Origin of the sequence: Cohnella cholangitidis (assembly GCF_014107495.1) — a bacterium.
Classification (GTDB): domain Bacteria; phylum Bacillota; class Bacilli; order Paenibacillales; family Paenibacillaceae; genus Cohnella; species Cohnella cholangitidis.
Genome location: NZ_CP041969.1, coordinates 4,217,735 through 4,230,188, shown reverse-complemented (window position 1 = coordinate 4,230,188; position 12,454 = coordinate 4,217,735). Strand labels below are relative to the sequence as shown.

The 12,454-nt window shown below is 51.1% G+C and carries 12 protein-coding genes; 3 read left to right on the top strand and 9 right to left on the bottom strand.

The window, feature by feature from the left end:
• Window positions 1-3: 3 nt before the first annotated feature.
• On the top strand, window positions 4-234 hold the full coding sequence (locus FPL14_RS19575; RefSeq protein ID WP_182299355.1) for a hypothetical protein: 231 nt from the start codon (window positions 4-6) through the stop codon (window positions 232-234).
• A 17-nt stretch (window positions 235-251) separates the two neighbouring features.
• On the top strand, window positions 252-1,349 hold the full coding sequence (locus FPL14_RS19570; RefSeq protein WP_182299354.1) for a GerAB/ArcD/ProY family transporter: 1,098 nt from the start codon (window positions 252-254) through the stop codon (window positions 1,347-1,349).
• Window positions 1,350-1,381: 32 nt separating this feature from the next.
• On the opposite strand, the gene FPL14_RS19565 is transcribed toward FPL14_RS19570, so the two are convergent.
• The 7 genes from FPL14_RS19565 to FPL14_RS19535 form a co-directional block, all read right to left on the bottom strand.
• Complete coding sequence (locus tag FPL14_RS19565) at window positions 1,382-2,236, bottom strand: carbohydrate ABC transporter permease (protein WP_182299353.1); 855 nt, start codon at window positions 2,234-2,236, stop codon at window positions 1,382-1,384.
• A gap of 4 nt (window positions 2,237-2,240) precedes the next feature.
• A complete protein-coding gene (locus FPL14_RS19560) occupies window positions 2,241-3,167 on the bottom strand; it encodes a carbohydrate ABC transporter permease (RefSeq protein WP_182299352.1) in 927 nt (308 codons plus the stop codon).
• A 120-nt stretch (window positions 3,168-3,287) separates the two neighbouring features.
• Entirely contained in the window at window positions 3,288-4,652 is a 1,365-nt protein-coding gene (locus FPL14_RS19555; protein WP_182299351.1) for an ABC transporter substrate-binding protein, read from the bottom strand.
• Between the two features lie 75 nt (window positions 4,653-4,727).
• On the bottom strand, window positions 4,728-5,597 hold the full coding sequence (locus tag FPL14_RS19550; protein WP_182299350.1) for a carbohydrate ABC transporter permease: 870 nt from the start codon (window positions 5,595-5,597) through the stop codon (window positions 4,728-4,730).
• Complete coding sequence (locus FPL14_RS19545; RefSeq protein WP_182299349.1) at window positions 5,594-6,517, bottom strand: carbohydrate ABC transporter permease; 924 nt, start codon at window positions 6,515-6,517, stop codon at window positions 5,594-5,596. The genes FPL14_RS19550 and FPL14_RS19545 overlap by 4 nt, the downstream gene beginning before the upstream one ends.
• A gap of 71 nt (window positions 6,518-6,588) precedes the next feature.
• The gene (locus tag FPL14_RS19540; RefSeq protein ID WP_229263995.1) at window positions 6,589-8,022 is read right to left on the bottom strand and encodes an ABC transporter substrate-binding protein; all 1,434 of its coding nucleotides are present in this window, start codon (window positions 8,020-8,022) and stop codon (window positions 6,589-6,591) included.
• Window positions 8,023-8,184: 162 nt separating this feature from the next.
• Entirely contained in the window at window positions 8,185-10,167 is a 1,983-nt protein-coding gene (locus FPL14_RS19535; protein WP_182299348.1) for a glycoside hydrolase family 127 protein, read from the bottom strand.
• A 135-nt stretch (window positions 10,168-10,302) separates the two neighbouring features.
• Here FPL14_RS19535 and FPL14_RS19530 point away from each other — a divergent pair, with 135 nt between their 5' ends.
• Window positions 10,303-11,193: a helix-turn-helix transcriptional regulator gene (locus tag FPL14_RS19530; protein ID WP_182299347.1), complete on the top strand. Its 891-nt coding sequence runs from the start codon at window positions 10,303-10,305 to the stop codon at window positions 11,191-11,193.
• A 26-nt stretch (window positions 11,194-11,219) separates the two neighbouring features.
• On the opposite strand, the gene FPL14_RS19525 is transcribed toward FPL14_RS19530, so the two are convergent.
• Together FPL14_RS19525 and FPL14_RS19520 are read right to left on the bottom strand one after the other, a co-directional pair.
• On the bottom strand, window positions 11,220-11,579 hold the full coding sequence (locus FPL14_RS19525) for a response regulator (protein WP_182299346.1): 360 nt from the start codon (window positions 11,577-11,579) through the stop codon (window positions 11,220-11,222).
• Between the two features lie 87 nt (window positions 11,580-11,666).
• Entirely contained in the window at window positions 11,667-12,452 is a 786-nt protein-coding gene (locus FPL14_RS19520) for a TPM domain-containing protein (protein WP_182299345.1), read from the bottom strand.
• Window positions 12,453-12,454 lie beyond the last annotated feature (2 nt).

The following is a 12,454-nucleotide window of genomic DNA, read 5'->3' as shown; positions in this document are numbered from 1 at the left end:
CGCATGCTCGGAGCCATCGTCGTCATAGCGGCCGCGGCGATCGTCGGATCCATAGAGCTGCCCTCGCTGTTCCGCAAGCGGTGGGGGAAAGAAATCTTTCTATACGTCCTCATGCTTGCCGTCGGGACGACCTATAGCATCTTCGCCGTCCGGTTAGCCCGCGTGCCAAGCCCGGTCGGCATTATCGCCATGGCATTAGAGCCCGTGGAGCGGTGGATGAATTCTCTTTTTTAACGATCGGAGGCGGCACTATGGCCAATGGCAAAATCAGCGTGCAACAGCTGGCGATTCTCGTCATTCTCGTGGTCATCGGCGACTCCATCCTAATCGCTCCAAGCCTAGTGACGGTTTTCGCCAAGGAAGATGCCTGGATCAGCGGCGTCATCGGCGTTATGATCGGAGTACTGATCGCCGGATTGCTCTACGCGGTTAGCCGCATGTATCCCCAATCGACTCTAATCGAATTCAATCGGACATTGCTGGGCAGGTGGCTTGGCGGCGCTGTATCCAGCCTAATTATCTTTTATTTCTTAATAAGCACGTGCGGTTTGTTACGAGAAGTCGGGGATTTCATCACGACGCAGATGATGCCGGAGACTCCGATTCGCGCCATTCACTTGCTCTTAATCTTATTGCTAGTGTGGGCGCTTCGCAGCGGGATCGTCACGATCTCTCTGTCTGCCGAGCTCCTTTTTCCTTGGTTCATCGTCTTCCTGATGGCATTGCTGTTGTGCCTGCTCCCGCAGGTTAAAATGGATCGGTTGCAGCCGATGTTGGGCCATGGGTGGTTACCGGTGTTTCATGGGTCGGTTTATGTAATCGTGTTTCCATACGCGGAAATGATCATTTTTCTGATGTTGTTCCCTCTCGTCGATAGGAAGGCGCATACCGGCAGGGACTATTTCCTAGCCGCGGCGATCGGGGGGCTAGTCTTGATTTCCGTCATCATCGTCTGCATCCTCGTGCTCGGATCGTATATTACCGCTCACCAGGTGTATCCGACATACGCATTGGCCAAAAAAATCAGCATCGGGCGATTCTTCGAGCGGGTTGAAGCCTTTCTCGCCCTCATCTGGATCATCTCGACCTTCTTCAAAACGATCTTGTACGGCTATGGGTTCGTGAGAGGCTTTTCACAGTTGTTCGGCGTCCGCGACGATCGGACGCTCATCATGCCGGCAGGATTTCTGTTTTTCGGTATTGCGTACGCCATAACTCCGAACGTCGTGTATTATAACGATCTACTGAAGCGAATGTTCCCTCTCTGGGACTTCGCCAACGCCCTGCTCCTTCCTCTCCTGCTTATCGCAGTTCATTTGATTCGCAAGAAAAGAGCCGATCCGGCTTGAACGAATCGGCTCCTGCTATAAGCTTTACATCGTTACCCTTTCACTCCGCCCACCGTAAGGCCTTCGATGAAAAAACGTTGGAACAACAGGAACAACGCCAATATCGGTACGATCGTCATGACGGAACCCGCAAGCAGTACTTCATAATTGTTGCTGGCCGGAGACAGCAACCCGGATAGTCCAATCGGCAGCGTAAATTTTTCGGCAGTTCTAAGCACGATAACGGGCCAGAGGAAGTTGTTCCAGCTGAACAGCGCCTGCAATATCGTCATCGCCCCGAATGCGGGCAGCATTAGCGGAACCATAATCTTGAAGAAAATACCCATCTCGGAGCAACCGTCGATTCTGCCCGCATCCATGAAATCCTTTGGCAAGCCTAGAGCGAATTGCCTGAAGAAAAAGATCGGCAAAGGCGCTACGACGAACGGTAGAATAACTCCCCAGATCGAATCGATAATCAGCAAATCGATCGACAACTTGTACAACGGAAGAATTATGATTTCCACCGGAATCATCATGACGGCAAGCACCAACGTGAACACGAACGTTCGGCCTTTGAACCGATACATGGCCAAGCCATAGCCGACCATCGAGGACAACAATAAGCAAATGAACGTGAACAGGATCGTGATCACCAAGCTGTTCCGATACCAATCGAAATAGTTTTGCGCTCCGCCTTTGCCCGAGAAGATCGATTTGTAATTCGCCAACGTCATCACGTCGAAGTCTAACCGCACGTTCAAGCCGTAACGAAACAATTCCGAAGCCGGCTTAATCGACGCCAAGAACAAGGCATATAACGGGAACAAAGCCAATACGGCAAGAACGGCGAACAACAATAGCAGGAGCAGCGAAGAAGCGGAGAAGGTTGAGCGTTTCTCTCCCATCTATTTAGTCCTCCTTCTTGAAAAAGCCGAGTAGATTTAACTGAAGCAAGCTGACAAGCAAGGTAATGGCTAACAGCGTGATCCCGATCGTAGAGCCGAAGCCTAGATCGAAGTATTGGAATCCCTGCTGATAGATGTAGCCTACCATCGTAAGCCCGACGTTCTGCGGCGACCCCCGGCTTCCCCATAACATGAAGCTTTCCGTGAACATCGCATAACCGCCATAGATGGTAATCGTAAAAACGTATAGGCTGATAGGTTTAAGCAAAGGCAGCGTGATTCGGAAAAATTTGCCTAGCGTGCCCGCCCCGTCTAATTCCGCGGATTCGTACAGCTCCTTGGGAATGTTCTGGAGAGCAGACAAAAAGTACAGCATATTAATCCCGGCCCACCGCCAAGTGGCCAAGACGACAAGCGCGAACATGCTAAGAGATGAACTCATGAGCCACTTCTGGCTTTCGAGTCCGAATAGTCGAATTAAGGAGTTCATAATGGCGCCATCCAGCTCGCTGAAAACCAGACGGAAAATAATACCCGCGACGACGATGGATGTCAGAGCCGGAATAAACAAAGTGGAACGAAAAAAATGACTGGCTTTCATTCGTTTGGAATTCAGCAAAACCGACAGAACCAGCGGCAACGGAATGAGGACAAGAAGAGTCCAGAACGTATATCTCGTATTGTTCAGCAGCGCCCGCAAGAAGTCATCGTTAAAAAGTTTCCTATAGTTATCGAAGCCGACGAACTTCACGCTTCCCGGGAGCACTTGCTGGAAGCTCATGATAATCGCATCGACGAGCGGATAAGAGAAAAAAACGAGGAACGACAGGATAAAGGGCATTATGAATATATAAGGCGCTTGCTTCGGTGAGATGCTCCACCGGGATTTGACGATCGGTTTCCCGCGAGCGGCCTTCTTCTGTGTTTGCATCGTTCTCCCACCTTTTCTTTCTCTGGTTCGAAATATATCCGGCATCGCCGACGGAAACCGTGCGGCAATGCCGGACAATTCAACTTGATTTGCCGTATAACCGTTATTTCGGTAGTTCGCTTAGCCTTTGCGGAGCGTGTCGGCAATCTTCTTGAGCACGGCCTCTGGATCTTCGTTGAATTGGAAGATTTTAGGGATTGCTTCGTTGCGGATCGCATCGAACACTTTAGGCGAAATCTCGCGAATGTTAACCGGATAAATCTCGTCTTTGATTTCCAGCAAAGTATCGAAAATATCGGTACCGAAGTAGTCCGTGAACTTGTTCGGTTCTTTCATCGCCGGATCGCTCCATACTTCCGTGCGGATAGGATCCATTCCAAGCTGTTTCCATACTTGAATGTTGCCTTCTTTAGAAAGCTTAGCATATGAGAGGAATTTCTTGGACAAATCGAGAGATTTCGTTTGGTTCGTAATCGATAGCCCCGTACCGCCCATACCGGCCGAACGGTTGCCGCCTTCTTCCCACGCAGGCATCGGACGCAAAATCATTTTTCCTTTCAGATCGGGCATTTCGTCCGTAAAGCGGTTCATGAACCAGAACGGCATGAATACGGATGCGGCTCCGCCGTCGTTCATGAAGGCTTTGTACTCAGGCGTATCGTGTCCCGCTCCCGGCGCAACGGCCGCGATTTTCTCGTTCACTAGTTTTTGGAAAAATTTCATAGCTTCGATATTGCGCGGATCGTCCACCGTGACTTCGCCGTTGACGCCGACTTGATCGGATTTAAGCTGGTTGATCGCCGGCCACCATGACCAGTTGCCCGCTCCTTCGAACGTGATGAACGGCTTGCCCGTTTTCTCGACGACGATTTTACCAAATTTCTCCACGTCGGACCACAGTTTAATATCGTCCGGATTAACGCCCGCGGCATCCATCAATTCCTTGTTATAGTACATAACGGTTGCGCCGACATGCAGATCTACGCCATAGTACTTGCCGTCTTTGCTGTAAATATCTACGCGGGATTTCACGATGTTCGGGATTTCAGGCTCGACGATATCGTTTAATTCCGCGAGCTGTACCGTCCCTTTCATGAAATTCGGGAACTTGCTCTGTTCGATATCTACCAAATCAGGCGCTCCTTCGCCGGATTGAAGCGCGAGCAGCAACCTTGTGTGCATGTCGTCATAAGGGATATTTTGCGCATCCAGCTCGATCGGTTGATCCGGATTCGCCGCATTCCAGCTATCCGCCATAAACTTGTAATAATCGGCATGCTGTTGCACGAACGTCCACAAGGTTAGCTTTGTCGGTTCCGCGGCCGGAGCCGCGCTTTCGGAAGCCGAATCCGATGCCGGCGCGGACTCGCTGGCAGGCGCCGATGCCGAAGGGCTGGCTTCGTTGTTGTTGTTGTTGCCGCAAGCAGACAATACCGTTAACAGCATTAATGCAACACCTAGCAATAAAACAACTTTATTACGCATTTCATAACTCCCCCAAATCGTTGTTGTTTATGTGCTACATCCTTGCGGATTGTGGCCATGTTCAAGGTATCCGGACTAACTTTTTATTCCGGTCATCGTGATTCCTTCTACGAAGTACTTTTGACCAACCAGGTAGAAAATGACGCCCGGCGCAAAGGACAGGCACGTGGCCGCCATCGTCAGCGACCAATCCGACTTTAATTGCCCTCTAAAATTGGTAAGCCCCAGCGCAATGGTGTATTTGTCGCTCGAATTAATGTAAATCATCTGTTGGAGCAAATCGTTCCATAGGCCGATAAAGATAAACAACGCGACGACGATCATGGCGGGCTTGATCGCCGGCATAATAATGCTGAACAAGATGCGTAAGTATCCGGCGCCGTCGATCGTTGCCGCTTGGTCGAGCTCTCTCGGTATCGACATGATAAACTGTCGGATCAAAAAGATATTAAAAGCGCCGCCCCCGCAGAAATAAGGAAGAATCAATGGCAGATAGCTGTCATTAAGCCCCAGACCCCGCGTCCACCCAATGTACAGCGGAATGAGCGTAACCATGGTAGGTAAAAGCATCGAACCGATACAAAGGGCCCAGATCAAACTTTTGCCCCGAAACCGCAATCTCGCGAAGGCATATCCGCACAAGGTGGCCGTAAAGGTTCCCGCCAAACAGGAAGGAACGATAATCACCATCGTATTCCATAAATATTTCCAAAACTTGAATATTTCCAGTGTTTTATCATAGTTAGAAAATAGCCAATTTTCCGGTATTAGAGATGGCGGATATTTGTAAATCTCGGCATTCGTCATTAGCGACGTACGGAATATCCACCAAATCGGAAAGAGGACTAGAATAGCGCAGAAAACGACGACGACAAGCGTTAGGAAGTTCATCATTCGATCATTGCGTTTTTTGCTCTTTAGTCTGCCGTATACGGCTTCGCTCATTTCTCGTCGCCCCCTTCGGAAAAGATCCACCGGCTTGACGTCTTGAACAACACGGCGGTAAAAGCGGCAAGGATGGCGAAAATGATAAAGGTCGTCGCACAAGCGTAGCCCAGCTTGTAATTGACGAAAGCCTGATCGTACATCAGATAAGTCATGAATCGGGAAGAATTGCCCGGACCTCCGTTCGTTAGAGCAAGGGCTGGCGTAATGATTTGGAGATTAGCGATCAGACTCATCAACAAGTTGTAAAAGATGATCGGCGAGATCGTGGGCAAGGTGATATGCCTTAAGCGTTTCCAGCCATTCGCGCCATCCATTTCAGCCGCTTCATGATAGACTCTCGGAACGTTCTGAAGCCCGGCCAAAAAAATAACGATCAAGTTCCCGGACAGCCAGACCGCAATCAAAGACAGAGAGGGAACCACATAATTGGAATCCGCGATAAAGAGAACTTTATCCAGTCCCATTTCGGAGAGGAGATAATTGAAAAATCCGAAATTCGCCTCGTACAGCCAGGACCATCCTACGTATATGGCAACAGCCGGCAAAACATAAGGCACGTAAAATACGGCTCTGAAAAAACCTCTGGCCGGAATTTTTCGGTTCAACAGCATCGCGATAAAAAGCGAATAAATCATGCTTCCGGCGACGGATAATACGGCGAAGTAGATCGTCGCGATAATCGAATCTTTAAGATAAGGATCGGTAGTAAACAGATTGACATAATTTTCGAAGCCGACGAATTCGGGTTTGGTCAACCCTGTCCAATTCGTCATACTGATTCCCAGCACCCCCACAAGAGGCGCATAAGTCAAGAAGATCAGTCCTAGAAAGGCCGGAATCAAGCATAGATAAGCAACTCGTTCCTCGCTGGAATGAATGCGTGAACGGCGTCTCGTCGTTTTGTTGATGATTTCCATAACTCGCTCCCCACCCCGTTATGAAGGATGACCGCCACTTGCGCGATTTTGGCGGTCATCCTTCCTATCCTTTATTTCGTGCCTTTATTTGCCGCTTTCAAAGCATCGAGGTTTTTGGAAATCGCTTCCTTCGCGGTCGTCTTTCCGGTCCAAACGTCCCCAAGAACCGATGCGAGCAAGGTATTGAATTCCGTCGTATGATTCGTAAAGAACCAGGAAGCCGGCCTCGCGGCGGAGGAAGACGCATAATCGACTACCGCGGACTTGTATTCGTCATACGGAGGGAAGTTCGGATTTTCGACCCATTTACGGGTGAGAGTTTCATCCTTATACCACTTATCCAGCACCGGCATCCAGATTCCCGATGAGATGAGTCCCCAGTTGTTTTCTTCTTGACCGTACCACTTAAGCCATTCCATCGCTTCTTGCGGATGCTTGGTCTGGGAAAATACGACATTTGCGCCGCCCGTATTGAGGGTAACCTTTTCCTTCATGTAAGGCAATACGGCTACGCCATATTTCAGCCCTGCTTCCTTGGCCGCATTCAAGCTAGTTCCGATGTTCCACTGGCCGTTCGTGGCCATGGCGACCGTTCCTGCAATAATGGTGCGCTGAATGCCGTCATCGGTCTGTCCAACGGACAACGGAGCAACATGATCCTTCAAGTACAGATCCGCGACTTTCTGAATCGCTTCGACGCTGGCGTCTTCCCCGATTCTCACCTCTGTCCCGTCGTCGTTATAGAAACCTCCGCCATTGGTAAGCGTCCAGGCTTCCAACTGCCACGTCAGATTTTCGACGGATGCGCCGTACTGAACGATGCTCTGCGAATCAAAGCCGTCTTCGCCGGGATGTTTGCCGTTTTTGTCATTCGTCAGCTTCTTGGCCGTTTCTACGAATTCGTCCCATGTCCATGCTTTATCCAGCGCATTTGGAGGATATGGCACGCCCGCTTTGTCGAACATGTCTTTGTTGTAATACAGGAGAAGGATTTCGTTGGCAGCCGCATAGGCTACGGGCTTGCCTTGATAGGTGTAAGCCAAGCTATCCAGCGGCTTGCTGTCGCTTCCTTCGTACATGGCGCTTACATCATTCAGCATGCCTTCGGAGGACCACTGGATGACGCCATCCTCCCGCATCATCCCCGCATCCGGCAATTGGCCAGCCGTTGCCATCGTATTCAACTTGGTCATGTAGTTTTCGTAAGGAATCGCAAGCACTTCGACTTCGATTTTGTCTTGGGAAGCATTAAATTTGTCCGCCGTTTCCTGGACTTTGGTTCCTTCTTCCGCGGTTCCCCACATCGAATAGGTAAGCTTGACCTTCTCCGTCTTGGAAGGCGATTTCTCCGGCGATTTCGAAGCCTCTCCCGATGGTGCCGCTGTGTTGGTTTTCTCGTCGTTGTTCCCGCAACCTACGACACCGAAGACCACTGCAGCCGCGAGCAGGCCTACCCCGAGTTTCTTTCCTGCTTTCATTGTCCCGTTCTCCAAGCTTCTTTTCATCACCTTCACGCAAACCCCTCCATTTTATTTAATTCGTGCTCTTTCTCCAATTCCTCCCACTTGCGCAGGGAATAATCATTCTGCTTTACGAGGTTGCACTTCGGAACGACTATTCCATGTACTTCCCTCCCTGACCAGAGTCAGAATCCAAATCAGAAGCGTTTATATGAATTTGGTTGATGCCATCGTCTCGGCCACCCATACCCTCATTTCCCCCGAGCCTCGGTTTGCCCAAGCGAAATAGGGAATGAACCGTGCGGTCGTTGCCTCTAGCTTCATGTCGATGTTGGCCTGATATAACTTATCCGCCCATCCTTCTTCCCGGATTCGGTAAGCGGGAACCGTAATCGACTGCAAACCTCCCAACAAGCCCGATTCGAAGGCGACTTGCTTATCGGCGTCGGATTTCACGACCAATTGGTGAAGATTCGGGCCGTTGTCCGCTTCCTCTAGGCAGTAAACCATCGGGCCTCTCTGGAATGCGATCTTGCCGATCGTCTCGCGGATAAGAGGATTGCCCTTCATCGGTTGAACCGGCATCGGCAGCACGAGATGAACGATATCGCCTGGCCCCCATTGGCGGTCGATAACGACGTAGCCGTCTGTCCGTTGATCGGAAGAGATCGTTAGCCCCTCGCCGTTAATGCGAATTTCGGGCTCGCCGCTCCAGTCGGGAATGCGCAAAGCTAACTTAAATCTAGCCGCCGTCTGCAATCCCACCTCGAAGCGAACGACTCCTTCCCACGGCAACTCCGATTGCTGCACGAGATGAACCTTCTGTCCCGCCAGTTCCAATTGGATTTGGCTTCCGATATATAAATGCACATAAGCCGTGTTGTCTTTCACCGAGTAAATATAAGAGCCTAGGGAAGCGAGCAATCTCGCGATGTTAGGCGGGCAGCACGCGCAACCGAACCATTGCTGGCGCTCTACCTTCACATGCTCGAAGTTTTTGTTCACGCGGTTCGCTTCGGGCCACACCTCGAGCGGATTGACGTAGAAGAAATGTTTGCCGTCCCGCGACATGCCTCCGATAACCGTGTTGTACAGGGCGCGCTCCAAGACGTCGGCGTATTCGCCCTTCGGCTCGATGCCGAGCATCCTCTGCGCGAAGAAGATCAATCCTATTGAAGCGCAAGTTTCGGCATAGGCCGTATCGCTCGGCAAGTCGTAATCCAACGTGAACGCTTCGCCATGAGCCATCGATCCGATCGCTCCCGTAATGTACATCCGCTTCGTGACGATATTTTTCCAGAGCGCCCGGCAAGCTTGCAGCAAATCTTCGTCGCCGGTTTCGGCCGCGACGTCCGCCATTCCGGCGAGCATGTAAACGACCCTTACCGCATGGCCTTCCGCCGTCTGCTGCATTCTTACCGGCAGATGCGCTTGGCTATACGATCTATCCTTCGCCATTCGTAAGCTCGGGAAGTGGATCGATCCTTGGCGCCGTTCATATTCCTCGTCGTAGAAGTGAGGAAGCTGTCCGCGTTGGTCGAGAAAAAATCGGCTAAGCCTCAAGTATCTTTCTTGCCCGGTAGCGTGATAAAGCTTCATAAGAGCCAGCTCGATTTCCTGATGCCCGTCGTAGCCTTTGATCTTGCCCTCTTCCGGACCGAAAGCTTCGTCGATGCAGTCCGCCAGCTTGCAAGCCACGCTCATGATCTGATTCTTGCCTGTCGCCTTGTGATAAGCGACCGCGGCCTCGATCAAGTGTCCCGCGCAGTATAATTCATGGCACTCCGCTAGATTCGTCCATCTGCCGTTCGGCTCTTTGAGCGTAAAGTAGGTATTGAGATAACCGTCCGCATGTTGGGCTTTGGCGATGATCTCGATTACGGAATCGGCTACGGTCTCCAATTCAGGATCCGGTTGGAGTTCCAACAAGTACCCTACCGCCTCCAACCACTTGGCAACGTCGCTATCCTGAAACACCATTCCGTAAAATTCGCCCTCTTCCAAACCCGCCGCGATTTTGAAATTTTTAATCGCGTGACTCGGCTCCGTCCCCTCGATCCGGTCATTCAGCGCCTCCCATTGATAAGGAACAACGACGTCGCGGACTAATGAAATATAGGGGGACCAAAAGTCATCCTGTATCGTTATATTCTTGAGTGAAGTAGCTGTGGAGACGGATAAATTTCGCATCAATAATTCCCCTTTATTTAATAAATCCCACTTACAATGTAAGCGCTATATCAAGTATAATACATGTGTTATCATGGTTTTATATATTCAATTACAACCACATTTTAAAATTACAACCAACCGGAGGGATCGAATTTGAGCTCGCCCATCCTGCATTTCATCTCGCCGCCCGTGCCTTACTTCATTGATTGCGGCCGTGCGTACTACAACGCCGGGGAACGTCATATCAGCCGGAATAACATCGGAGTATTCGATTTGGTTGTCGTCGCGAAAGGGAAATTGAACATCGGCGAAGGATCTAACGAATGGGGAATCGAGGAGGGGGAAGCGTTCATTCTTCGGCCCGATGCCAATCATTACGGAACCGAGCCTTGCTCCGAGGACACGGAAATCATTTGGATCCATTTTCATACTTTCGGGGCATGGGATGAATGCAGCGGGATGAACGCTTGCTTGGAGAACCAGTCCTCCCTCATCGCCGCTCACAAGCAGACCGCGTATTTGAACCATAGCGAGGTGTGTTCGATCTTTATTCCGAAGCATACGAAGCTTAAACCGAAGGCGCTTGAAATCTTGAATCAATTTTTTCAATTGGAGGATGAGCCTAGATCCCTGCGCAACTGGAAAAGGCAAACCGCCTTCCAGATGTTCATTCAGCATCTGGACAGAGAGCTTGCCTCGACGTCGGACGGTACGGCCTTCCACTTGGCGGAGAAGATCGAATTGTTCATCCGGCAGAACTATACGATTAAGTTGACGAACTCAACGCTTCAGAAGGAATTGAATTATCATCCGAACTACTTGGCCAAGTGCATGCTCAAAGTGTACGGAATGACGCCCATGGATTACTTGCTGCAATACAGAATAGAGCAGGCTAAGAAGCTGCTCGTTCAGACGGAATGGTCCGTCAGCCGTATCGCGGAGGAGGTCGGCTTCCAGCACGGCTCCTATTTCACGTTCTGCTTCTCCAATAAAGAAGGAATCGCTCCGCTGGCTTTTCGCAGAAAAGTCATGGGACATGTATAGGGGATTGCGAACGGGCGACGGAACGGTTAGCTGATCGCGTTCTCTACCGCTTCGACTACCCGGTTCGCTTGGAACGGCTTAACGATAAAATCTTTGGCCCCGCTCTTGATCGCATCGATGATGAGATTTCGTTGGCCCATCGCCGAACACATGACGATTCTAGCGCTCGGATCCATCTTGCGAATCTCTTTCACCGCTTCGACGCCTTCCATAACGGGCATCGTAATGTCCATCGTCACGAGGTCGGGACGCACCGACTTGTACTTTTCCACTGCTTCCTGGCCATTTGAGGCTTCGAATACGACCTCGTGCCCCGCTTTGACTAATATATCTTTGAGCATGGCCCGCAAAAAAGCAGCATCGTCTACTACCATGATTTTTGCCATTCGGCATTCCTCCCGAGCATGAAACCTTTTCTTATGATCATACTCGAGAGGTCTCAACAATTTCTGAACATCCCGCGCGGCGCTCTATTATCTGCTCGCGCCGCCTCCGCCGGACGATCCTCCTCCGCCTCTTCCGCCTCCGCCTCCGCCGGATCCCCCTCGTCGTCCAAGCATGTTTAGAATCGCATAGGTGATCGCTCCGCCAGTAAACTTGAAGTCGAACACCACGAGTAACACGATCGCCAACCCCAACAATACTTTCGCGTAACCCGGCATCCCGGCGAAGAAGCCGCCTTCCTCCCGTGCGCCAAGCGGAGGCATATCCGCTTCGATAACGCCGGACGTATCCAGGCCGTATTCCGCGCCGATTTCGTTTAAGATCGCGCTCTGAGTCTGGGCAAATGCGGCGTCAAGCCGATTCGAATCCCGGTTAGGAACAAAATATTGATCCAATATCGCTCCGGCTTTGCCATCGGGGATTCGTCCTTCCAACCCGTATCCGACCTCCATTCGCACATGCCGTTCGGATGCCGAATACAGCAGCAGCACGCCGTCATTCCGCTCTTTGGATCCTAGCCCCAACTTGCGGAACTTGGCAACCGCGAGCTCCTCGAGCGTCTGCCCGTCGAGCGAACTGACCGTAACGACTCCTATCTGAGCCGATCCGGTATTCCTGAATAACCACACGGCTCTTCGATAAAGCTCGTCTCGGGTTTGCGCGGAGATCACGCCGGCCTCGTCTTGAACATAGACGCCATAGCGGGTGTCCGTTTGCGCCTGAACTGCTCCCGCCGCCATCGTCAACATAGAAACGAACGCGAGCAGCAGCATGCTTGCGGACAATCGCTTTACGTTAAACCTCGGGGCGGCCATCG